We start from the raw sequence: 22,593 nt of genomic DNA, 5'->3' as shown, positions 1-22,593 counted from the left end.
TTCTTTTAGAGACTCTCAGTAGATTAGAATCTTAACTAGTGCTGAATTTACCCAGCAATAGAATTGACAACATCTGTCAAATAATAGTCTTTTTTGTTTTGCCTAATTTCTATTCTTGGCTCAGCTGTTCCTATATACCTATTTTTTATAATGATGGTAGAAAAACTTTCGCTAATTCCTGAAAACCTCCTGCCACAGATTTGATAACATCTGGATTTTCTCTTATCCACTTTATTGGTTGCGTTATCTTGTTGATCTGTCCTTGGTTCATTATACCGAACACCCTTTCTCTCTCTTTAATTTCTCCTTCATTATTACTGACAATCTCCCTAATTACCCACTGCTGCATTGCTGACGCAGTAAAAGAATAGCTTTCTTTGTTTCTTTCCCTATTACTTTGAATAAATCCACTCACTTTTAAATTATTTAGTATCGCATAATTATTTTTCAAATAATCTTCAACACCCTTCATATCGTAATGTTTTTTATCTATCTTACCTTCTAAACTGTATAAACAAATTAATCGCATAACCATCCGTTGTGTCTCATTTAGTGATACCCATATTCGCCTAAAAAGAAGTTCTTCAGTCATATTTTCAAAGTCTGCTTTTAATGTCTCAATATCAGGAATTCCTTTCTGCTTTAACTGGTTATACAAAAGATAGCAAAGCATTTGAAAAAGTGCTGGATGACCACCAGTAATTTCTTTTACAATTCTCTGTAAGCTCTGCTTCTGATCCCAAGGTGTAGGCATATGTTCCCACAAAATCTTCAATTCATTATCTTTAAACGGTTTGAGTGGTGAGGAAATATCAGGTAAGTTATTGTACTTAGATGTTGAACTAAGTCCAATCGGAGATTGGGACAGAATCATAATAGTAGACAAACACCTATTTGCATCCTGTTCTTGCAAAATACGACATTCAGAAAGAAACTGCTGTATTGCTGATTCAGCATAGTTGTCATTAGGATGGAGAACCGCATCATATTCATCCAACAGTAGCACTAGGAATTTATCTTGGCGCTTAATTTCCTTTAATATCTGCTTGACATCAGCCTTGTCCACCGTTGTTTTCTGCAAAATATTTTCTATTTCGGATTGAATCAATCTCAAATTTACAGAAGTATCACTTTGATCTTGTTCTGGCAATTTCGTGTGCAAATCACTCAACACATCTTTTAGCCGAATTAACAATTCTCTCCAAAAAGCTGATGGTTGGAAAGGACGAATATCTTGGCAATTTATCTCAACAATCAGATATTGACCATGCTCAAGATTGATTCCTCGATCCTGCCAAGTTTCAGGAGCTGCTAAATACTTTAGGAATGAGGATTTACCTGTGCCTGCGCTGCCATAGAAAAACATTCTACTGCCGTTCATAATAATATCCCAAGCTTTGTCAAATTCTTCTTTTCGACCCACAAATTGTTCTAGGGGAACAATACTACCTATGAAATAAGGATTTGTTGATGACTTACGAATTTCATTCTTTGCTTTTGCTAAAATATCTTTGGCAAGCTTATGGTTTCGGTCTAGTTCTAATACCTTGTTAAACTGCTGTTCAGCTAATTGAAACTGCTTTTGTCGCATCAACTCATTACCGTAGTTTAACAGTAATTGTATAAACCCTTCTTTAGTGTCTTCTGGATTAAATTTGTAGGCTCTTTCGGATAATTCTAGTGCTTTTTGAAATTCCTTAGTATCTAAATCTAAATATCCCTGTACTAAACCAAGTAGAGTACTGAAATGATTGGGATTAATTTGTAATACCTTCTCATACAATTGAATCGCCGCCTCAATATGACGCTGTTCATGTAGTTTACTCGCTTCTAAGTAGGAATTATGTGCTTCTGGGTTAAGTTTTTCTAGTTCGTAGATTTCTTCTTTCAAAGAATGCTGGTTCAACATCCATCTGCGGACTAATTCTACCGTCACACGATAAGAAGAAACTACAACATTTAGCAACTGAGGACTGTTTACCTTCTGCAAGAAGCCCCACTCAACCAATAACTTCTGTGCTCTATCTAGCTCCGGTGTATGAACAACTCCATATTCTTCAAGTAGTTTCAGCGGTTCCTTAACTTCAGGTTTAGTTGCCACAGTGGAGAAAATTACTCGCTCTGGAATGGGCAATCCTTGCCGAAACCATACTAATCCTGCCTCACCAATCTCTATTGCCTTGTCTACAATATTCTCTACATCAGTGCGAGTTACTTGCCATCGCTGTTCTCCCCTAGCTTGTCCAAAAATAGCAAAGCAGATTATTTGCGTGAAATAGGGATGCCCCGCTGAGAGTTCAAGAATTGCTTGTATTGCATTGGGATCATATTTCAGCATACCTTCAGCTGGTTCGGTAATCAGCTGCTTGGCACTTGACTCGTCCAGCAGACCAATTTTTTGTTTGGGCGCTCCTTTAAATAAATCTAGCAGTTTAGGCATATCTTCCAGTTCTCTTCCCACTACTGGAATGACAAATAATTTTTTCTGCTCTTGAAGGATTGATTTTAAATGGGGGAAGAAATGCTGATTAGCTAAGTTAGGAACATCATTACTTAAAACATCAAACTCATCTAACAACAACACAAGATTTTTGCCGTTCACTGCTTGATAGACTTTGGGCAAGAAGTGACGAGAAAAGATCGTTAGGTCTTTTTCCAACTCTGTAGCTAAAGGCAGCGTTACCTGATCCGGAGATAAGTTAAAACAATCGATGATTTTTGTAGCAAGGCGGTGTAGAATAGCACTCAAAGATAATTGACTTTGGTCTTGCAGATCAAATGGAACAAAAACAAAATTTTCTCGATTAACAAAATTAGGAATCTGGGAAAGGACAGAAGACTTACCAATACGTCTTTGACCATGTAAGAGGATAACTTTTTGGCTGTTGTTTAGGTTATCATCAATAAAATGAAATAAATTTTCTCTACCAAAAAATAATTTTGGTTCAGTAATGGGGCGACCAATAATATAAGGATTTCTATTAATTTTCGTATTATTCATATTCCTTAATCACTCCTAGTTATTATCCTTACATCCAATTAAATAAGCTTTGGATTGCTCCCTTTGGTAAAGCAGATGAAATCTTACCAAACCATTCCAGAGTAGAAGGTATCTCATCTTTATGCTGCCATAACCAGCGAATTGCCTCTGTGACTTTCTTAGCTTGTTCATGACTCATCAAATTGAGAAATACCTTTTGCCGATTTTGCACTGACGCATTATCGCTATTCCCAAGCTCCTGAATCACCCACCTCTCCATAATGGATGAAGTGAAAGATGGTACTTTTTTCCCTGCCCGATCTGCTGAGCGGATAATTACGCCTTGTTCTTCTAAATTGATCAACTCTCGCTCTTTTTGGCTAAAGATGAGATCTATTCCGCTCAAGTCATAGAGCTTATTAAGCAAACGACCTTTCAAATTATTCAGAGCCATCAGTATCAATAAAGTTTGCTCTACTTCACTGCAATTTGCCCAAATGTTTTGGAAAATCTGTATAGTATCGCTTTCAAAGCTTGTAGCAAATGCTTGAAAATCTATTGCTTGCCCTTTGCCAATTTGTAGCTCTCTGTACAAAATAGAACCAGCAATCTGTAACAAAGCTGGATGTCCACCAGCAATTTCTTGAATTACCTCGCGTAATTCTGGTGTCAGGGATATTATGCCAAGTAGTCGCTTAATTTCAGTTTCCGTAAATGGTTTGAGTGACTGGAAGAGATAGTGGTTGTACCACGGAGAACTGGCAGGATTGAGAGGAGGACCAAGTTCATTGAGACGCTTGAGAGAAGTGACGATCATTGAGAGATATTGTCTTTCCGCAGAGTGATAAGTTAAATTACGGCATTCACTCAAGAAAATTTGCATCTCAACGTTAGTATATTGCTCATTTTCGCGCAGAGCAGCATCATAGTCATCTACTAGCAGCAGCAAGAATTTTCCTGTGTTCCCCAATTTCCGCAGTATTGGGCGTAAGCTATCTTTCGTTGTTAGTCCTTTATCTAACAATGACTCGATTTCAGTTTGTAATGCAGGCTTACCATCTAACTTATCCCTCATAATTGTGAAGACTTCCCGCCAAAAATTAGAAGCACTGAAGGGAGTAATGCTCTCACAACTCAAGAGAACAATCACAACGTTTGATGGATCTTCTCCACGTTCTTCCCAAGCTTCGGGCGATGCTATTTTCTGCAAAAAGGATGACTTGCCCATTCCAGGACCACCCCATATTGCTAAGTGACTGCGGTTAAAGATTTGATCAAATGCTGCTTCAATTTCAGAGAGCCGCCCCACAAAACGTTCTGGAGGAACTGGCTTTCCTACGACGAAGGGATTTAGAGACATGACTATTGTTTAATTTTCCATAAATATAGTTTGGTTGATTCAATGGTGAAATATTACCTAGCATAATTATCATAAAATACTTGATAAAAAATCAGTATGTCTTGTTTTAGTTTTACTCCAATTTTTTAATTAATCGCCATTATACTTAAAAAACTCAATAAACTCTACAAAAAAGTTAACAGACATATAGTAAATGTTCATCACTGCCGTCGCCAAATCTTGACGGCACCATCACTGCTACTACTGACAATACTCTTACCATCTCTACTGATTGCCACAGAATTAATAAATTCTAAATGCCCACTCAACGTATCAATTACTTGCCCATTACCCATATTCCATAACTTGATGGTTTTGTCGCGACTACCACTAACAAGAAAATCACCTTGATAACTAACCGCCACAGCACTCACCCAATCGGAATGCTCAGTTAAGGTACGAATGATTGTGCCACTATCTAAATCCCACATTTGAATGGTTTTGTCTCGACTGGCACTGACTATCATCTTGCCATCGGGGCTAATGGCAACACCACAAACCCAATCTGTATGCCCGGTGAAGGTGCGCAGTAGCTTGCCGCTCAGTAGGTTCCACACCTTAATTGTGTTATCTCGACTACCACTGATGAGAGTTTGTCCATCTGGACTGATGGTAAGAGCGCAAACTAAGTTAGAATGTCCACTAAGATTGCGAATCTGTTGTCCTTTGGTTAGATTCCATACCTTAATCATGTTGTCTCGACTACCACTGACAAGAGATTGACCATCCATACTAATGGCGATCGCATAAACTGAGTCAGAATGTCCTTTCATTGTGCGAATTTGTTTACCGCTGCCCCAATCCCAAATTTTGATTGTTTTATCCAAACTCCCACTAGCTAACAAATTACCTTGTGGGCTAAAAGCAACCGAAGTAAACCAAGTTGCAAAACCTCTAAATAAACCTGATTGCGAACTGAGAGTACAAATCAAACTGCTACTATTCAAATGCCACAACTTAATGGTATTATCATCACTACCACTGGCAAAAGTCTGACCATCTGGACTAATCGCCACAGAACGAACCGAAGCGGCATGAGCTGTAAGCGTACTTACACATCGCCAAGCTGATGTTTGAGTTGTTGGTGTAGGGTAAGAAATAATTGTGTCGGGAATGTCGGCAGATAAATTAGTGGCACTCAAGTCTGCTAGTACTTCATCAACAGATTGATAGCGATTACCTACTCTATCTTGAAGCAGTTTATCTAAAACTTCCCCTAACATTTTACTAATAGTACGATCTACCAAGTGTTCTCGCCATAACCACTTGGATTCCATCGGGTTGTAGAGGTTACTAGGATGCCTTCCCGTCAGCAGATGTAGACAAGTTGCACCCAAAGCATATAAATCACTAGCTGGATATGCCTCACCAAACCGCATTTGTTCATCTGGAGCATATCCTGGAGTGCCGGCGATCGTACCCCTATTAACAGATATAATTGTACCAGATACTTGTTTAGAAATACCAAAATCGATGAGTACAAGAGCGCGATCGCTCTGACGACAGATAATATTTTCTGGCTTAATATCACGGTGAATCACACCGCGCTCATGAATAAACTTCAATATCGGCAACAAATCAGTCAAAAGCTGCCAAATCTGACTTTCATTATACACCCCATATCGCTCCAACTCCTGCAATAAATTCTTCCCATCCACAAACTCTTGCACCAAATACAAGCGTTTATCTTGCTCAAAATACGCCAACATATTTGGAATGCGCTCGTGCTTGCCCAACTCATATAACCGAATTGCCTCTTGGTTAAACAATTCAATTGCCTTAGTTAATGCTTGCGAATTTCCTTGAATTTCTGCTGATGGTAAAAATTGTTTAATTACGCATGATTCTTTCATCCTATCTTGATCCACTGCGCAATAGGTTTTTCCAAATCCACCCTCACCTAATACACTAATAGCACGATATCTTTCCTTCAACAGCAACTTTGTACCGCAACTAATACAAAAGTTAGCATTACTAGGATTTTGGGGCTTATGGCAATTGGGATTGAGGCAGTAGCTCATAATGAAAGTTTTTTTACGTTTGATTTGGTAATAACCAACCAATAATTACTAACAACCACAAAATTACTCCAAAACCAATCCAGACAATCTCTCGTTTTGTGAAATTTTCTTGTACTGGCATATTTGGTTGCTGTTGTTCCCAGTAAAAATTAATTGCTTTTAAAATACTTAATAATGGTAAAAAAGCTAATAGTGATAACAACCATAGTGGAGCTGGTAATCTATAAAGTACACAAAATACCCAATATAAAAGTGTCACCTGAAAAGGCGATCGCTTTTCCCTATATCCTTGTTCTTCAGCGAGGGCAAAAACTTTTTGGGCTAAATTATATAAAAATATTGGTAAAAACCAAGATCTAAACCAAGCGCTAATGTTAAGATTCTCGCGTTCTTTAATAAACTTCCATTGCTTATGCGCCCACGGCAGTTGATATATTCCAGCAGTAAAAATATATAAAGTACAAAACTTCCATACTGGCATTATATGAGAAAACTGACCATCATTTTGTTTGTAATTGGGTTGATGCATAAGTTTTTATACTTAGAGCATAATTTAATATAACAGTCAGACGTTGATAACAATCTTGTTTGCTCACTGATGTCCGCAAAGATGATCTCAACTAAATTTAAGTAATAAAATAATTTATATAGTAGCATTTTTGCTTAATTTTTACTACAATTAGCGGCTGGGTAAGAGCTTCAAGCTAAGAATGGCGACAAATGGCAAGTAAACCTCATCCAGAAAATAAGAATTAAGTGAAGAGAGTGGGCGATGCTCAGGATTTTTTAACTTATGTTAAAAAGCTTAACCTTTAGATAAAGTTTTATAAACTTAGTTGATGTCTTTGCCTAAATAAATGTGCAATTTAATACCTATGGATGATATAGACTGATTACAGGTAAGCTAAAGTTAATACAGAACTATAAAAAAGTTTCATTAAAACTATTTTGTTTGATTGCTACAACAGTCAAATAACTAAGTAATTTTAGTAGAAAAGTTGTTCTAATAACAAAGCTTATGTCTTGGGTGAAAATAATTAACTCATCTACTCAAACCTAAAGTATTACAAATAATTTTTATGTTAGAAATCATAGTAAAAATATGTTGTTAAAATAAAACAAAGTAAGGCAGGGCTATTTTATTCTCACTTAACCGGCGAAAAACTTAAGTCCAAGGCTTGAGAGCATAAGTTGGTTCAACCAGATTAGAAAATATGCTTATTAGTCTGTTTTAACGGAATGCACGCTATTAGCCCAGCAATTCATTCCTGGGTGGTTGTGAAGAAAATTAAATAACCATAGATGTGTATAGTTTTATGAGCTATGAACTGATAAAATCTGTCCTAAACAGTGAAGAAAAAACAGCCTTGAGAGAATTGTTGAGTGCCTTAGGTACTTCACATCAAAGCTACTTTCTCAGAAACGATATCTTGCAAGCTTTTGCCGACTACACCCGCCAATCCCACAAACAACCTCACTTCTACCACTCTTCTGCGTTAGGCAAACTGCTTCACCATACTCATGAAATTATTTTACAAGACAACAGTAGCTGGTTTGTGGTTCGTCCTTGGATTGGCAGTCAACAAGTATGGCGTATAGCAACGGATGCAAGTGGTTTTGAACTCGTGAAACCAGAAGCGTTGCTAGATGTGTTAGACGCTAAGGCTAACCACTACCAACCTCAAATCTTAGAAATAGACGTTAGTCCATTTTACGATTCTCCCACCATCGGTGATCCCAGAAACGTTGGTCAAGGATTAAACTTTCTCAACCACTACTTGTGTGACAAACTATTCACAGAGCCTGAGTATTGGTTGGAGGCATTGTTTCAAGTTCTCAAAGAACACCAACATGATGGAATTCCGCTCTTAATTAACAGCGATCGCATCAAATCAGGTACACAGTTAGTGCAAATTGTCAAGGAAACTATCAATTTTTTAACAGAGCGCTCGCCAGAAGAACCCTACGAAAAACTACACCCAGAACTGCAAAAATTAGGCTTAGAACCAGGTTGGGGTAACACCACAACCAGAGTACGCGAAACCCTAGAACTCTTCAACCGACTCATAGACACCCCACAACCTGCAATCTTAGAAGCCTTTGTTTCCCGCATCCCGGCAATTTTCCGCATTGTATCGGTTTCTATCCACGGTTGGGTAGGACAAGAAAACGTGTTGGGAAGAACAGAGACACTTGGTCAAGTTGTATACGTCATTGACCAAGCACGCTACTTAGAAAACAAACTACGCGAAGATATCAAACTTGCTGGGCTGGACTTTTTGCGCATCCAACCCCAAGTTATCATACTTACCCGCCTGATCCCAAACTGCGAAGGAACACAGTGCAATCTACGCCTAGAGAAAGTTGAAAACACAGAAAATGCCTGGATACTGCGCGTTCCCTTCCAACAGTTTAATCCAAAAGTCACCGACAACTGGATTTCTAAATATGAAATTTGGCCTTATTTAGAAAGCTTTGCCCTAGATGCAGAAAAGGAACTATTAGCAAGACTAGGGGGACGCCCAAATTTAATTATTGGCAATAACAGTGACGGTAACTTAGTAGCATTTCTCCTTGCCCGCCGTCTCCAAGTCACCCAGTGCAACATTGCCCACGCTCTAGAAAAGCCAAAAAACTTATTTAGCAACTTATATTGGCAAGATCTAGAAGAACAGTACCACTTTTCCACACAATTCACCGCTGATCTGATCACAATGAATGCAGCGGACTTTATTATCACATCTTCTTACCAAGAAATAGTAGGGACACCTGATACAGTAGGACAGTACGAATCTTACAAATGTTTTACCATGCCTGGACTGTATCATGTCGTCGATGGCATTGATGTATTTAGTCCCAAATTTAACTTAGTGCCACCGGGAATTAATGAAAATGTCTTTTTCCCCTACACTCAAACGGGAGAAAGAGACGAAAGTATTCGTAATCAAGTATCTAATTTGCTCTTTAGCCAAGAAGACGCTCATATTCAAGGCAAATTACATAACCCTAAATTACGCCCCATCTTTGCTTTTGCCCCAATTACTGCCATCAAAAATCTTTCTGGTTTAGCAGAATGCTTTGGTAAAAGTCAAGCATTACAAGAACATTGTAATTTGATCCTTATTACCAGCAAACTGAATGAAAGTCAAGCCACTAATCCCGAAGAAGCAGAAGAAATCGCCAAACTGCACAAAGTGATAGAAGACTACCATCTCCATAATCATATCCGCTGGATTGGGATGCGCCTCAGCCCAGATGAACTTGGAGAAGCTTACCGAGTAATTGCTGATGCATCGGGAATATTCATCCACTTTGCCCGTTTTGAAGCTTTTGGACAAACCATTCTCGAAGCCATGATTTCCGGTTTGCCAACTTTCGCTACTCAATTTGGTGGTTCATCAGAAATTATCCAAGATGGGCAAAATGGCTTTCTTGTCAATCCTACCGACTTAGAAGGGACGGCAGAGAAAATATTACACTTTATTAATCAGTGTGATACTGATCCACAGTACTGGCATGAGATTTCCGAACGTTCGCTCAAAAGGATTCACGAACACTACAACTGGCAAATACATACCAAACAACTACTATTGTTAGCAAAAATTTACACATTTTGGAACTATGTTTACAGTAATAACCGTCAAGCCTTACTACGTTACATAGAAGCAGTGTTTTATTTGCTTTATAAACCCAGAGCCGAAAAAATACTAGAACAACATATGCAGCGATAGGGAATAGAGTAATGCCGATAGATACAAAAGGTAATTCTCAGCAAATTATCTACACAGACTGGGTATTAAATGAAACTCAATTTGAACCTAACCAGTTGCACTCTAGAGAATCTGTCTTCACTATTGGCAATGGTTATGTTGGTACAAGAGGTAGTTTTGAAGAAGGTTATCCGCGTGCATCATCAGCTACCTTGATTCATGGAGTATACGACAGTGTACCAATAGTCTATACGGAACTGGCAAACTGTCCAGATTGGCTGCCACTAGCGGTGATTGTTGATGGCGATCGCTTCCGCATGGATCGAGGTGATATACTTAGCTACGAGCGTCAACTTGATTTACGTCGTGGTGTTCTTAGCCGTAGAGTACAGTGGCGTAGCCCCAGCGGTAAGACAATAGAACTGTACTTTGAACGCTTTGCCAGCATGGCAGATGAACATGTATTGGGTATACGCTGTCAGCTCACACCTCTTGATTTTGATGGCGAAATTGAAGTACAATCTAGTATCAACGGCTACCCGGAAAACCAAGGCTTCAATCATTGGGAATTCTTAGAGCAAGGCAAAAAAGACCAAGGTATATGGTTAAACTTACGTACTCGTAGTTCTCGAATTGAACTAAGTATTGCTGCTGGGATGACAATATCAGGGGCTGAAGCAAAGTTACAGGTGAGCAATGCACCAGGATATCCCAGTCAGACGACAACATTCTTAGCAACTTCGGGAAATACAGTAACGGTAGATAAAATAGTCACAGTTTTTACCTCAGTTGAAGAATCTGAACCAGTCAAAGCAGCGCAAACAAAACTTGCTCAATTACCAGACTACTCGGCACTATTAAATGCTCATGAGCAAGCATGGAATCAAGTATGGGATAGAAGTGATATTGTCATTGAGGGAGATACCAAAGCGCAACTAGCAGTTCGCTACAATCTCTTTCAGTTACTAATCGCTGCGGCACGGCATAATGACAAAGTGAGTATTCCCGCTAAAACGCTTTCTGGATTCGGCTATCGCGGACATATATTTTGGGATACAGAAATTTTTATCCTTCCCTTCTTTATTTATACCCAACCAGAACTTGCGCGTAACTTGTTAACTTACCGGTATCATACCATAAATGGGGCAAGACGTAAAGCGGCTCACTACGGATATAAAGGGGCAATGTATTCTTGGGAAAGCGCTGACACAGGCGATGAGGTAACTCCTCGTTGGGCGCTTCCTAACGATCCTTACGCAGAAGATGTGCGGATTTGGTGTCGCGATCGCGAAATCCACATTAGCGCTGACATTGTATACGCCATATGGTACTATTGGCAAGCAACCAACGACGACGAGTGGATGCGAGACTACGGTGCGGAGATAATCTTAGATACTGCTGTCTTTTGGATTAGCCGTGTGGAGTGGGATACCAAGCAAGAAAGATATGAAATTCGTGATGTAATTGGCGCCGATGAATACCACGAACAAGTAGATAATAATGCCTTTACGAATAGAATAGTACAATGGCATCTAGAAAAAGCGATTTATGTATACGACTGGCTAGAAAGTAAGTTTCCTGACAAAGTAACAGAACTGAAACAGAAACTACATATTACCGCAGAAAGGCGATCGCGTTGGCAAGATATAGCCACAAATATTTGGATTCCCTACGACTCTTCTACCGGATTAGTTGAGCAGTGCGAGGGATTTTTCCAACTCAAAGACATCAACTTAGAAGAATATGAGCCACGCACCCGCTCGATTCAAGCCATCATCGGAATTGAAGAAGGTAACAAGCGACAAGTACTTAAGCAACCAGATGTCTTGATGCTCCTGTATTTAATGCGGCAATCACAAGATTTTCCCTATAATAAAGAAGTATTGCAGAAAAACTGGGACTATTACGCACCTCGTACAGATATTACCTATGGTTCTTCTCTTGGACCTGCAATTCACGCTATCTTAGCTGCAGATTTAAATTTAACAGCACAAGCTTACAAACATTTTATGCAAGCAGCAATGGTAGATCTAGAAGATGTTCGCGGTAACGCTGCTGATGGAATTCATGGGGCTAGTGCTGGAGGTATTTGGCAAGCCGTGATTTTTGGCTTTGCTGGTATCCAAATAGCAGATAATAAACCTGTAGCTAATCCCCACCTACCTCCAGGTTGGAAAAGTTTGAGTTTCAAACTACATTGGCGCGGCAAGTGGCACGAGTTTGATTTGCACTCCATGCACGGAGCAGGGGGAGCTGAGGAGCAGGGGAGTAGGGAAGTAGGGGAGCAAACAATCAGTTTTTCTACTTCTCCCTCACTCACAAACTCACAAACTCCTCCTGCTGAAATTCGGGGATTTATCTTTGATTTGGATGGTGTTCTTACAGATACAGCAGAATATCATTATCGCGCTTGGCAACGGTTGGCAGATGAAGAAGGTTTGCCATTTAATCGCGAGGCTAACGAAGCACTGCGAGGTGTGTCGCGTCGAGCATCACTACTACTAATAATTGGGAACCACCGACAGTATTCAGAAGAACAAATCCAAGAAATGATGGAGCGCAAGAATCGTTATTATGTGGATTCCATCGAAAATATTTCCGCTTCTGATTTGTTACCAGGCGCACTCAATTTGTTAGATGAATTGCGTCAAGCAGGGATTAAAATAGCTCTAGGCTCAGCAAGTAAAAATGCTCGTACAGTAATAGAGAAACTGGGGATAGCTGATAGAATGGATGCGATCGCCGATGGTTACAGCGTAGAAAATCCTAAACCAGCACCCGACTTATTTCTCTTTGCCGCCAAAGAACTAGGGCTAGAACCTGCCCAGTGTTTAGTTGTAGAAGATGCCGCATCAGGTGTTGAAGCTGCTTTAGCAGGTGGGATGTGGGCAGTAGGATTAGGGACCGAATCACGAGTTGGAGCAGCTCACGTTGTTTTACCTAGTCTAGAAGGGGTTCATTGGGAAGACATCAAAGCTAAATTGAATGACGCAGCTAAGCAACAACATTAAACTTCTTGTACTAATTAGACTTAGGAAAATGGAACCACAGATTAACACAGATGCACACAGATAAATTTTCTGTGTTAATCTGTGTGTATCTGTGGTTCTAAATTTTTATTATTTCAAATGCTGAATTAATACCAATAATTAGCACAATAAACAAAACTTCTTGGAGGGATGTATGGCTATCTTAGTTAAAAATTTGCCTTCTCAGGCAACTCAAGCAGATTTAATCGAACTTTTTAACCAATACGGCAATGTCCGTCATATAAGCATTTCTCCTAAAATTGATCACATTACAGTAGAAATAGAAGGTGAAGCTAATGAGGAACGTGCTATTCAAGGACTTAATGGTGAGGAATGGTTAGGGCAAAAACTTGAACTTTTCCAGTCAGAACAAGATCAAGCTCCAAAAGGAGAGCCAAATAATTCACGTAGGTTGATAATAGGTCAAATGCCTTATCAAGAATTAATAAAAGAGAGTCAAAGAAGAATACATCGGCTTGATGAACTAGATCCAAAAACAGACGAAGAAGTTCAAGAACAATTAAAAGCATTAAAATATATTGAAGAAGAATTTAAAAACAAATAATTAAAAGTTAGCAAATTTCTATGCCCATCGTCATGCTTGATTCGCAACCACTAGGACTCATATCAAATCCAGCAAATGAATCAGAACCATTAAAATGTAGAAACCGAATCAAGCAACTAGTAAGCAATGGCAGTTGAATATTGCTTAAGTCGCGGTAAGTGAAAATTACACTCGGCAATTTCTTAGGGCTATTTCATTCTATACGCGATCGCCATGTACTCAAGTACATGGCGCGAGTAGCACCAAGTCCGTTTTAACGGACTGCAAATCAACAATAAGCGTCGGTTTTAACCGACTTGAGCTATGCAACCCAGAACTGAAGTTCTAGGCGGATTAATGTACGTACCCAGCCCCAACTCCAACTAAACCAGCTTGCTCAATCGCTAATCGCCCTTGTTCGGAAAGCAAAAGTTTGGCATAGGCTTCTCCAACTTGTTGTTCTCTTCCTTTGTTCTGCTTAATAATTACGTACAATTTTGTGGTAATTGGATAGCTACCATTCTTGATAGCTTCAGTATTAACTTGATTGCGCTGACTAGGACATTTTTGGGGTGGCACTAACGGTTGGCGATAAGGGGAAATTAGCTGATTGGGAGTATTACCTAATGGTAAAGCCTTCACACTACATTGAGGCACTACTGTACGAGCAGAAGCATAATACACGCCTCCAGGAGTTTTACTCACTTGGCGCAGTGCTTCTGTAGTGGAGTTAACGTACTTCACTTGAGAGCTAGGAGGTTGCTGAGGAGAGAATATTTGTGTGTCTGCATCCAATGGGCGTTGGGAGAAAGGGGTAATGGGTAAGTTTGGTCCCCCCACTTGTTTCCAGTTAGTAATTTGCCCCAGATAAATTTGTTGTAACTGATTAATAGTTAAACCTGATACCTGGAGTGATGGGTTGACTACTACTGCTATCCCGTCAATGCCTACTTGACGTTGCGATAAAGTGAAGCCACGTTGCTTTGCTGTGGCGTATTCTTCGTCTGTGAGGGGACGAGAAGACTGAGCAAAGTCTAATTGCCCATCCAGCAACATGCGGATACCCTTGCTAGAACTGGGGCTGCCATTCTTTGGGTTGACGTATTGTAATTGTAGTTCAGGGCGATCGCTTTGAATCTGAGCATCTACTAATTGTCTGATTGGTGCCCAAACTGTACTACCACCGTAGTTAAATGAGCCTATCGGAACCTGAGTACTCGCGCCAAAAGTTGCTGTAGCTCTTGAGAAGGTGTTTGAGCTATAGGTTGAAACATTGCCGAACAGCAATAGTCGTGGTTTCAAATACCACCAAAACACCCCACCTATAACCATAAGTGTCAGTACTTTACCTATAATTAGACCAATCGCAAAGATTGTAATTTCAGCATTAATTAAGGTTCTGCGTGGGTTGGTATTATCCATATTAATGATGTAAGATATCAAGTTATTATCAATATACTAAGCTGTTACGATTATTTAGCAATTATAAAAAATTACACCAGTGTATAATCCTTCCTGCCAAGTCACCACTAACCTACCTATCAAAAGATTTATTCTTCTGAAAATATAAAAACACACCCTTGAACTACTTCTGATGCAGTGTACTAATTATACATCCAGCAGCGAAACTTTACTGTGTAATACACAACATAAGTCGCGAGTAGTATTAACTACAGATCTACCCTTAAACCAACTTGTTTATACTAGCTTTGCCAATGTCGGCTTTAAGTTGCTCACCAGTGAGAAAGTTCCCAAAGAAATTCAGCAAATCTTCCTGAATCAGATAGTCAACAGATACTCCAATGCCGATGAACATCAAAACCTTGGTTCTACCACTTACATTCTTCAGATTGCACCTGAGAGTTGGTTGTTTGGCTGGCTATACCACCAAAATGACACTAGTCACAACCACATACCTTACTTCCATTGCTACTATCTGGCGGAACCACTGTATACTTTACGCATAGAAAAAGTTTGTGCTTGTCTACAAAAAGGACCAATAGCATTGGTAGAACGGCACAATTGCGAACCCCTAGAGCCTTTGGTTTTAAAAGACTTAAATCAATACCAAGCAGCAAAACCAGGAGTGGTAATTCCCTGGGAAGTTCGTGAGCAAATTTACGCGAATCTCAAGCAGGAAAAATTGATAGATATATTCATCTCCGCAAAGAATGTAGAGGGCAAAGTAGTTACGACATTGAGCAATGTGCTGACAAAAAAGGAAGATTTGAATGAGACTAAAACCCTTCGCCCCCCAGCCCTTGAACAACTTCATTTAAGCGATCGCCACTCGGATATTCCACCTGAAAGTCCTGCTTTGCTATTGAGGAGAAACTATATATTACTACTGGGTATCAGTCTTGGTGCTGCTACTAGTATAGCAGTAATTGGTTTATTTTATTTATTATTTAATCAGAACATATTAGTTCCAGAAATACCAACTCAACCGGAATTAAACAGCCCAAATTAATCGATTTAATTGGCGTGCTAACTAGTTTCTTGAATTTGCAACCGAATAGTACGCTCAGTTGCACCACCAAGTTGTAATTCCATTACTTCACCACCAAAAGGTTCCAAGCATTCGAGGAGTGACCTTAATTTTGGTGTACTCGCGCCTGTATCCACATACAATCGATCTGATAAATTACCAATCCGCTTCCAAGTCATGTACAGCTTAGCAATTGTTTGCTCTAACTGAGATGCTTGATTTACTAAGTCAGCAGCTACATTCAAACAACCGACTCTTTGCGCTTCTTCTAGGGCTGTTTCGATGTCCACTTCTTCAGCGTTAAGTGCTTGAACTTGTGCGGCAGCTTTGAGATATTTTGCCAGGTTACGTGCTTCTGTGGTTGCCTGTTTGAGCGTATCTACATCAGGGTTGGCAGCAATTTCCTTTTGGATGGCTGTTTGGTGAGATTCTGGCAATTTTTCCATTTCCTTTACCAGTGGGGCAATGTAACGGGGAGGAAGGGAATTATCTGCTGCTTTGGCTTTGACAGGTTCGGGTAGCAAATCGGAGGACATCGCTGTCCATTCATCGGTAAGTTGACGCACTTCTCGTCGTGTAATGCGATCGCCTTTTTGTGCTGCTTCACTCACCATTTGTTGCACTTCTGGTGCGGATTTGGCTGTTTCGACAAAAGCCCGTTTGCTGAAGTTATTAATCGCGCTGGGTTCTAATTTGCCTTCATCCAACAAAGTATCAGCACTGTTTGCCAGTTGAATCCAAGCATAAGCCTGACTTTTGCTGATTTCCCGTTCCTTCAACCAGTGGAGGAAACCAGCACCTCTTCCATCACCGCCCTTTTTCTCTCTGTCGCGGATGATGCGTAAAATGCGTCCCCGCCAGATTTCCGTTTGCAAGTCAAAGCGATCGCACACCTGCCATGCTACATCAACCTGCTGTTGAAAATCCGGTTCGGTAATTTCTTCATCTTCCGGATCGGGCAGTTGGAATGTCAAATCTGCTGGCTGTTGCAGGGCTGCAGCCAGATCATCCATAGACTCGTTGTACTCCACGGTTTATAGCAAGGTATTGTATGCGCTCGGATCATTATCACATAATCTGCGCGTTTAGACCGTCAGTAATCAGAAGTTTTTGAGCAAAACCTGGAAATGCCTGTAAACACAGCTATCCAACTGCAAATCCATCGTACTATTTTGATTTGTGAACATCGCACATCATAAGAAGCCCGGTTTCGCACTAATTTACCGAACAACGGATTTCTCACAAATGATTGAGGACTGCTATAGAATTTCCTCATCTATTTCATCTTCTTCAGTCGTATTACCTTCAACTGTATTTATCGCTTGCATAACCTGTCGAACCACCTTAGGATGTAAAATTTTTCCTGAATGAAAAGGAATCACAACTCTTAGTTCTTCTCGGCGATAAATTCTGTGACTTCCTTTACTTCTAATCTGGGTAAAGCCAATATCCAAAAGAAGTTTTTCCGCTTCCTTGGCTGTCAGTCGCGGAAGTTTAGGCAACTTGTACCTCCAATGTCATTGTTAATATTTGTTTGCTACGAAGTGCCTGCCTTTCTGAATCTGATAAAGTTTCTATGTAAAGCTCAACTGCTTCTTGGATATTTGCCCGTACTTCTTCTAAAGAATCTCCTTGAGATTGGCAACCAGGAAGTTCAGGACAATAAGCATAATATCCATACTGATCTTTTTCGATAATAACGCTGACTTGATACGCCATATAACTTGTCTCCTCTTCGTCTCTTCTATTCTATAAATATTCGCCTTTAACTCGGGTTTATTTACTTTGAAAAAATCATATTCTTATCTAATACAACTATTACTTCTGACATTATAAATTGACTAATCTTCTCCTAATAATGGAATTCTTTTTTGACTTTCTTTAATTAACTCTTCATAGGACTGATTCTTAATTACTAGCTCCCAAGTACATTTTTTGCTTGACTCACATTGGCTGATTTCCCATAGGATAGCCCTTGCTGTATTTTTAGATTTACTTATGATAGACATAGTGACCTTCCTTTGTTGTAATAAAAATGCTAACGTGGATGGCGGTGAATTCAACTATCCAACAGCAAATCCATCGTACTGTCGCATAAACGGCGCATGGTATGCCAACACAATATCTTGTTTAGGTATCCCTAGTTCCACCAATTCATTCGCTACGCCCACTTCAGTACCATCGTACTGAATCCAAATTTTATCACCCTTTAAGTCAATGTGAATTAAGGAACCATACACCCGACGACTTTGATTCCAGCCAGAGCGTACTACCTGATAGTGATCTCCTTCACCATCAAACACAGTGTGTACTTCTATATCACCGTAAACTGGTTTAATCTGACTGTGTTCAATCAGCACTTGCTTAATTAATTGGCGGTACTGCTCGATTTTATCCATTGCGCGATCGCCTCCTGTTCCACATTATAAATTAGTAGGTTAAGCCGATGCTCTTGGGTCACTTCTTGAATAAACCGGAGTCGGAAAAAATAAAGCTTTTTACTTCCACCGCAATTTTTTCACTACCTCGCTGTGCAGCAACTAGGCGTTCAGCCCCCAAGTCAATCTGCATCTGTACATCCCCATAATCTATTGGAAATAACTCATAAGTAATAGTCCACCCATCCCTGATGAGCGCAGACTTAACTAAATCGTGAAATCTATCCTTTGCTGACACCTGTGCCTCTATTCCCGTTATAAAAAAATCTTAACCTAATCCGGTTGCCGTGGAAATAGTTAACGATGAAGGTACAGCAACGTAAAACTGACCGTAGATTGCTTGTGATACTCGGCGCGACTATAGCAATCCTATTTAATTTGCAAATGTTAGCTAACAGAAACCCGGTAACTTTTACGAAACCGGGTTTCTTGGCGTTTGTGAATCATTTAGGACTGCTATATCGTTTCCAAAGATTGAGTTGGTAAAATCACCATCTTTTAAGTAAACTGAAAGAATCTAGTAATACCAGAATTTCATGATTAACAATTACCGTTCCATCCTTTTGGGGACTCAAATCAGTTGTGTATTACTCTTGAGAATAAAACAAAAATTATGGCTTACTCAGACTTCAACGATTTACCCAGTGTAATAAATCAATTTCAACTAGAGTTAATTCAAGAAACACCACAGTTATTTGCTGACGCTCCACCAATACAACCTAGCACTCTACTTAGTGAAATTCTCAAAAGAAACGCGACCAGGGTTGTTCTAGAATTAAGAAGTGAGAAAGAAAAAAGTGAGCGAATCATCAGCCCCATATTAACAGAACTGCAAGAAATTTCCAGTACCCCTATTAACGTGTTTTCAGGAGAAACGTTTAATGTAGATAAATCAAATGGTTTAAACGGTGTGTGCGACTTCTTAATATCAAAAAGTCCGATAAGTATTACAATCGTTAAACCCGTAATAACCGTAGTTGAAGCCAAAAAGTCAGATCTAGCTTTAGGCTTACCTCAATGTATTGCTGAAATGGTGGCTGCCAATAAGTTTAATAAAGATATGCAACAAGTTTTTGGTGTAGTTACTACAGCAACACAGTGGACTTTTTTGACTCTAAGAAATAATGCAGTAACCATTGACCCTACCATATATTTGTTTCCACCTGTAGATAAAATTTTAGGAATACTGATGGCAATGGTAACTAGTACAAATTCAGTAAACGGTTGAAGCTGCGATCGTACTTCTGACGTAATTTCCAATTCTCCTTGGGCTGTTACTTTGACAGTTGATTGGACGTGCGCGAGGCAGGTAATCCCCCTGATGATATTGCTAATGAACTACTTACTTGACGTGCGGCAATATTCGCAACGGTAAGCGGCACGGACATTTACTTGCTCTCTAGTAGATTTAGAAATCTCTGACACTGTTATTCCTCGGGCAAATCCTCAAATGCGGGTACGCGATACCCCCGCCAACGTAAAACTGACCATGCATATGCTTTGCGTACCATTAGCTCATCAGCAATTATCCGCAGACTATTGAGCCGCTTCAGTTCTTCAGTAGTAATAGATCCAGATTGATTTTTCTCTAGTAATGTCAAATGGTGTTGCTGTTGTTCTACTGGTACTTGAGCACGGGCAATTTCCTGTAGTTCAGCAATTGGTAGTGTCTGCATTTTCAGCAATTCTGTTTGCATCTGCGGCGGTGCGTTGTCAGCAGATGGCGGTAGATTGCTTGTGATACTTTGCGCGACTATCGTTTCCAAAGATTGATTTGTTAACTGAGCAATGCGAGCCAATTGTTGAAATACTGATTCAGGTAATTCTACCGTGAGTGTGTAAGTAGCCATTATTAAGTAGAGCAAAGTATAGATATTTTTTTCTATTCTATCTATTACAGAATATCCAAAACCAAAAATGGGTATTATACAACAGTGCGGCGATCGCCCTCTAATACCAAAATCAAGTTGTTCCTTAAAGAACTAGAAGCTACCACGTTTTATAATAACACTGATATACAACGCGATCGCGGCAACTTCTGCGCTTCCCCCACTTAAATTAAAGTGGAACCTGGTTCCGCATCTGTCAGCAAGGGAAGTCGCCTACTGCAGCCCTACGTACCGCACAATTGAGTATGTGGCAGCAGCAAAAATGGCATCATCCTTATTATTGGTCAGCTTTTACTTTTGGCGGTTGGCAGTGATGTTGACAGACGCGAGTCCTACTGTAATTTTGAGAAATAACGACTGAGAAATTCTTTATGTGTCAAAATCGGAATGCCTTTAAATTCAATTAGCACTAATAAGTCTAAATCACCAGTAATAATAGCCTCAGCATTAGCTGAAATAGCTGCAGCTAAAACTATAGTGTCTTTTGAGTCGCGCAATTGAGGAGCATCTGCTTTCAGCTAGTATCAAGACTTGATCTGGAACACCTCTCCATAGTAAAGCTGAAATCCAAACATTGACATCAACAATCACTCTCATTTCTCAGCCCACAGTTCCTGCCGCACTTCTTTGACTATTTGACTAATTTCTTCAAGTGTTGGTTGATCGGGGTCAGGTCCTAGTTCATTGACACGCTGCCTCAATTCCTTTAGTGTTATAGGTTCACGAATTTTTTTGAACACAATTTCATCCTCATTAAGCGAAACTTCATATTCAGCTAAGGGTTGAAGTTTTGCTAGTAACTCTGCCGGTATTTCCAGATGTCCTTGAGCTGTTACTTTGACAATAATACCTGTACTCATGATTGACATTCCTAGTTTGATTTTATTTTATCGGTTTATTTTTATAAAGTTTCTATGTAAAGTTCATCCCTTCTATTCTAGAGCTATTAAACGCTATCCAACGGCAAATCCATTATAATGTCGCATAAACGGCGCATGGTATGCCAACACAATATCTTGTTTGGATATCCCAAGGGACACCAATTCATTCGCCACTTACACTTGCTGTACCATCGTACTGAATCCAAATCTTATCGCCCTTTAAGTCAATGTGAATTAGGGAACCATACACGCGCCGACTTTGATTCCTGGTTTTCGTCTCTAACCGAACCGTGTTCTTACCACAACTAAAAAAAATAATGTTGCACTTTTCTACATTGACAACATGGTATCCCTGACTGGAAAAATGAGGAATATACATCATTATATTTACTTAGGTTTGAGAAAGTCAGAAGTATATAGTTATAGATGGTTAGAGGTGAAAAATTTATGTTTATGCGCTCAAAACTGCTGACTATCGAGTTTTCTGCTGGGGAATTGCATAAGCAGCTTTGCACCAGAAATAAGTGTAATTGCGGCTTCTATTAATTACTGTAGGCAGAGGCGATCCGTTATGGGCAAAGAAAGAAAAAAGCAACATTGGAATATCCAAGTTTTTACGCAACGTACATTTGTTGTATTTTTCAGTATGCTGTTGCTATCTGATGTAGGGATAGCAGCGGGACGCTACGAGGTAAAAATTGCGCAGCAGCAACCTCAATTACAGCAGGCAACCCGTGCGGCAGCCCAACAAGCATTTTCCGAGGGAAAGAAACTTTATCAGCAAGGAACAGCAGAATCTTTGCGGCAGGCAATTGGTTCATGGGAAATTGCGCTGAAACTGTACAGACAGGTCGATGATAAAGGCTGGGAAGCTACTGCACTGCTTAGTATTGGGCGAGTTTACTCAGATTTAGGAGAAAAGCACAAAGCACTTTCATATTACAACCAAGCACTGCCGTTGTATCGTGCGGTGGTGGGAAAACGTGGAGAAGCTACTACCCTCAATAATATCGGGCAAGTTTACTCAGATTTAGGAGAAAAGCACAAAGCACTTTCATATTACAACCAAGCACTGCCGTTGTATCGTGCGGTGGGGGACAAAAGTGGGGAAGCTACTACCCTCAATAATATCGGGCAAGTTTACTCAGATTTAGGAGAAAAACACAAAGCACTTTCATATTACAACCAAGCACTGCCGTTGTATCGTGCGGTGG

Annotated in this window: 23 protein-coding genes; 7 read left to right on the top strand and 16 right to left on the bottom strand. The window is 39.8% G+C overall.

The genetic code is table 11. The features are described from left to right. Positions 1 to 145: 145 nt before the first annotated feature. The 4 genes from ICL16_RS42605 to ICL16_RS42590 all read right to left on the bottom strand — a co-directional run bounded on the left by ICL16_RS42605 (position 146) and on the right by ICL16_RS42590 (position 6,929). Entirely contained in the window at positions 146 to 3,001 is a 2,856-nt protein-coding gene (locus tag ICL16_RS42605; protein ID WP_190838395.1) for an AAA family ATPase, read from the bottom strand. Between the two features lie 28 nt (positions 3,002 to 3,029). Next, a complete protein-coding gene (locus tag ICL16_RS42600) occupies positions 3,030 to 4,340 on the bottom strand; it encodes an ATP-binding protein (protein WP_190838393.1) in 1,311 nt (436 codons plus the stop codon). Positions 4,341 to 4,540: 200 nt separating this feature from the next. Continuing rightward, positions 4,541 to 6,400: a protein kinase domain-containing protein gene (locus ICL16_RS42595; RefSeq protein ID WP_190838390.1), complete on the bottom strand. Its 1,860-nt coding sequence runs from the start codon at positions 6,398 to 6,400 to the stop codon at positions 4,541 to 4,543. A gap of 13 nt (positions 6,401 to 6,413) precedes the next feature. Next, a complete protein-coding gene (locus ICL16_RS42590) occupies positions 6,414 to 6,929 on the bottom strand; it encodes a hypothetical protein (protein ID WP_190838388.1) in 516 nt (171 codons plus the stop codon). Positions 6,930 to 7,716: 787 nt separating this feature from the next. Here ICL16_RS42590 and ICL16_RS42585 point away from each other — a divergent pair. The 3 genes from ICL16_RS42585 (at position 7,717) to ICL16_RS42575 (ending at position 13,704) form a co-directional block, all read left to right on the top strand. Next, a complete protein-coding gene (locus ICL16_RS42585; RefSeq protein WP_190838386.1) occupies positions 7,717 to 10,131 on the top strand; it encodes a sucrose synthase in 2,415 nt (804 codons plus the stop codon). A gap of 11 nt (positions 10,132 to 10,142) precedes the next feature. After that, entirely contained in the window at positions 10,143 to 13,121 is a 2,979-nt protein-coding gene (pgmB, locus tag ICL16_RS42580; RefSeq protein ID WP_202895985.1) for a beta-phosphoglucomutase, read from the top strand. 172 nt (positions 13,122 to 13,293) lie between these two features. Continuing rightward, a complete protein-coding gene (locus tag ICL16_RS42575; protein ID WP_190838384.1) occupies positions 13,294 to 13,704 on the top strand; it encodes an RNA recognition motif domain-containing protein in 411 nt (136 codons plus the stop codon). A gap of 333 nt (positions 13,705 to 14,037) precedes the next feature. Here the strand turns inward: ICL16_RS42575 and ICL16_RS42570 are convergent, their stop codons facing one another. Next, a complete protein-coding gene (locus ICL16_RS42570; protein ID WP_190838381.1) occupies positions 14,038 to 15,105 on the bottom strand; it encodes a PstS family phosphate ABC transporter substrate-binding protein in 1,068 nt (355 codons plus the stop codon). Between the two features lie 172 nt (positions 15,106 to 15,277). On the opposite strand from ICL16_RS42570, the gene ICL16_RS42565 reads away from it, so the two are divergent. Next, on the top strand, positions 15,278 to 16,153 hold the full coding sequence (locus tag ICL16_RS42565) for a hypothetical protein (protein WP_190838379.1): 876 nt from the start codon (positions 15,278 to 15,280) through the stop codon (positions 16,151 to 16,153). 17 nt (positions 16,154 to 16,170) lie between these two features. Here ICL16_RS42565 and ICL16_RS42560 read toward each other — a convergent pair whose 3' ends face one another. The 6 genes from ICL16_RS42560 to ICL16_RS42535 form a co-directional block, all read right to left on the bottom strand. After that, on the bottom strand, positions 16,171 to 17,184 hold the full coding sequence (locus tag ICL16_RS42560) for a hypothetical protein (protein ID WP_202895984.1): 1,014 nt from the start codon (positions 17,182 to 17,184) through the stop codon (positions 16,171 to 16,173). A gap of 246 nt (positions 17,185 to 17,430) precedes the next feature. After that, a complete protein-coding gene (locus ICL16_RS42555; protein ID WP_190838375.1) occupies positions 17,431 to 17,673 on the bottom strand; it encodes a type II toxin-antitoxin system HicA family toxin in 243 nt (80 codons plus the stop codon). Beyond that, positions 17,666 to 17,890 carry a type II toxin-antitoxin system HicB family antitoxin gene (locus tag ICL16_RS42550; protein WP_190838373.1) on the bottom strand — a complete coding sequence of 75 codons (225 nt, stop codon included), beginning with the start codon at positions 17,888 to 17,890 and terminating at the stop codon, positions 17,666 to 17,668. The genes ICL16_RS42555 and ICL16_RS42550 overlap by 8 nt, the downstream gene beginning before the upstream one ends. Positions 17,891 to 18,012: 122 nt before the next feature. Further along, positions 18,013 to 18,180, bottom strand: a complete 168-nt coding sequence (locus ICL16_RS42545; protein WP_190838371.1) for a hypothetical protein — start codon at positions 18,178 to 18,180, stop codon at positions 18,013 to 18,015. A gap of 54 nt (positions 18,181 to 18,234) precedes the next feature. After that, the gene (locus ICL16_RS42540) at positions 18,235 to 18,570 is read right to left on the bottom strand and encodes a XisI protein (RefSeq protein ID WP_190838369.1); all 336 of its coding nucleotides are present in this window, start codon (positions 18,568 to 18,570) and stop codon (positions 18,235 to 18,237) included. 58 nt (positions 18,571 to 18,628) lie between these two features. Then, positions 18,629 to 18,847, bottom strand: coding sequence for an element excision factor XisH family protein (locus ICL16_RS42535; RefSeq protein WP_420485340.1), 219 nt, complete (start codon positions 18,845 to 18,847; stop codon positions 18,629 to 18,631). Between the two features lie 375 nt (positions 18,848 to 19,222). Between ICL16_RS42535 and ICL16_RS42530 the strand changes: the two genes are divergently transcribed. Further along, on the top strand, positions 19,223 to 19,837 hold the full coding sequence (locus tag ICL16_RS42530) for a hypothetical protein (protein ID WP_190838366.1): 615 nt from the start codon (positions 19,223 to 19,225) through the stop codon (positions 19,835 to 19,837). A 199-nt stretch (positions 19,838 to 20,036) separates the two neighbouring features. On the opposite strand, the gene ICL16_RS42525 is transcribed toward ICL16_RS42530, so the two are convergent. After that, positions 20,037 to 20,459, bottom strand: a complete 423-nt coding sequence (locus ICL16_RS42525; RefSeq protein ID WP_190838364.1) for a hypothetical protein — start codon at positions 20,457 to 20,459, stop codon at positions 20,037 to 20,039. 230 nt (positions 20,460 to 20,689) lie between these two features. On the opposite strand from ICL16_RS42525, the gene ICL16_RS42520 reads away from it, so the two are divergent. Then, positions 20,690 to 20,812: a CHAT domain-containing protein gene (locus ICL16_RS42520; RefSeq protein WP_190838429.1), complete on the top strand. Its 123-nt coding sequence runs from the start codon at positions 20,690 to 20,692 to the stop codon at positions 20,810 to 20,812. Between the two features lie 18 nt (positions 20,813 to 20,830). On the opposite strand, the gene ICL16_RS45125 is transcribed toward ICL16_RS42520, so the two are convergent. The 4 genes from ICL16_RS45125 to ICL16_RS42505 all read right to left on the bottom strand — a co-directional run bounded on the left by ICL16_RS45125 (position 20,831) and on the right by ICL16_RS42505 (position 21,761). Continuing rightward, entirely contained in the window at positions 20,831 to 20,995 is a 165-nt protein-coding gene (locus tag ICL16_RS45125) for a putative toxin-antitoxin system toxin component, PIN family (protein WP_202895983.1), read from the bottom strand. Between the two features lie 96 nt (positions 20,996 to 21,091). After that, positions 21,092 to 21,358: a hypothetical protein gene (locus ICL16_RS42510; RefSeq protein ID WP_190838362.1), complete on the bottom strand. Its 267-nt coding sequence runs from the start codon at positions 21,356 to 21,358 to the stop codon at positions 21,092 to 21,094. 93 nt (positions 21,359 to 21,451) lie between these two features. After that, positions 21,452 to 21,508 carry a hypothetical protein gene (locus tag ICL16_RS47555; RefSeq protein WP_337907226.1) on the bottom strand — a complete coding sequence of 19 codons (57 nt, stop codon included), beginning with the start codon at positions 21,506 to 21,508 and terminating at the stop codon, positions 21,452 to 21,454. Positions 21,509 to 21,542: 34 nt separating this feature from the next. Beyond that, positions 21,543 to 21,761 carry an element excision factor XisI family protein gene (locus tag ICL16_RS42505; protein WP_273040177.1) on the bottom strand — a complete coding sequence of 73 codons (219 nt, stop codon included), beginning with the start codon at positions 21,759 to 21,761 and terminating at the stop codon, positions 21,543 to 21,545. Between the two features lie 189 nt (positions 21,762 to 21,950). On the opposite strand from ICL16_RS42505, the gene ICL16_RS42500 reads away from it, so the two are divergent. Beyond that, a partial coding sequence (locus ICL16_RS42500) for a tetratricopeptide repeat protein (RefSeq protein WP_202895982.1) occupies positions 21,951 to 22,593 on the top strand: 643 nt, incomplete at its 3' end.

The organism is Iningainema tapete BLCC-T55, from assembly GCF_014698965.1.
Taxonomy (GTDB): domain Bacteria; phylum Cyanobacteriota; class Cyanobacteriia; order Cyanobacteriales; family Nostocaceae; genus Iningainema; species Iningainema tapete.
This window is presented reverse-complemented; position numbering and strand designations above follow the sequence as displayed.

Bases quoted from the DNA above. Each gene is read 5' to 3' on its own strand.
- ICL16_RS42545 (WP_190838371.1), bottom strand. From the start codon at position 18,180: ATGTCTATCATAAGTAAATCTAAAAATACAGCAAGGGCTATCCTATGG.
- ICL16_RS42600 (WP_190838393.1), bottom strand. From the start codon at position 4,340: ATGTCTCTAAATCCCTTCGTCGTAGGAAAGCCAGTTCCTCCAGAACGT.
- ICL16_RS42585 (WP_190838386.1), top strand. From the start codon at position 7,717: ATGAGCTATGAACTGATAAAATCTGTCCTAAACAGTGAAGAAAAAACA.
- ICL16_RS42505 (WP_273040177.1), bottom strand. From the start codon at position 21,761: ATGATGTATATTCCTCATTTTTCCAGTCAGGGATACCATGTTGTCAAT.
- ICL16_RS42550 (WP_190838373.1), bottom strand. From the start codon at position 17,890: ATGGCGTATCAAGTCAGCGTTATTATCGAAAAAGATCAGTATGGATAT.
- ICL16_RS42575 (WP_190838384.1), top strand. From the start codon at position 13,294: ATGGCTATCTTAGTTAAAAATTTGCCTTCTCAGGCAACTCAAGCAGAT.
- ICL16_RS42510 (WP_190838362.1), bottom strand. From the start codon at position 21,358: ATGAGTACAGGTATTATTGTCAAAGTAACAGCTCAAGGACATCTGGAA.
- ICL16_RS42570 (WP_190838381.1), bottom strand. From the start codon at position 15,105: ATGGATAATACCAACCCACGCAGAACCTTAATTAATGCTGAAATTACA.
- ICL16_RS42540 (WP_190838369.1), bottom strand. From the start codon at position 18,570: ATGGATAAAATCGAGCAGTACCGCCAATTAATTAAGCAAGTGCTGATT.
- ICL16_RS42595 (WP_190838390.1), bottom strand. From the start codon at position 6,400: ATGAGCTACTGCCTCAATCCCAATTGCCATAAGCCCCAAAATCCTAGT.
- pgmB (WP_202895985.1), top strand. From the start codon at position 10,143: ATGCCGATAGATACAAAAGGTAATTCTCAGCAAATTATCTACACAGAC.
- ICL16_RS42525 (WP_190838364.1), bottom strand. From the start codon at position 20,459: ATGGCTACTTACACACTCACGGTAGAATTACCTGAATCAGTATTTCAA.
- ICL16_RS42565 (WP_190838379.1), top strand. From the start codon at position 15,278: ATGCAGTGTACTAATTATACATCCAGCAGCGAAACTTTACTGTGTAAT.
- ICL16_RS42605 (WP_190838395.1), bottom strand. From the start codon at position 3,001: ATGAATAATACGAAAATTAATAGAAATCCTTATATTATTGGTCGCCCC.
- ICL16_RS42560 (WP_202895984.1), bottom strand. From the start codon at position 17,184: ATGGATGATCTGGCTGCAGCCCTGCAACAGCCAGCAGATTTGACATTC.
- ICL16_RS42530 (WP_190838366.1), top strand. From the start codon at position 19,223: ATGGCTTACTCAGACTTCAACGATTTACCCAGTGTAATAAATCAATTT.
- ICL16_RS42590 (WP_190838388.1), bottom strand. From the start codon at position 6,929: ATGCATCAACCCAATTACAAACAAAATGATGGTCAGTTTTCTCATATA.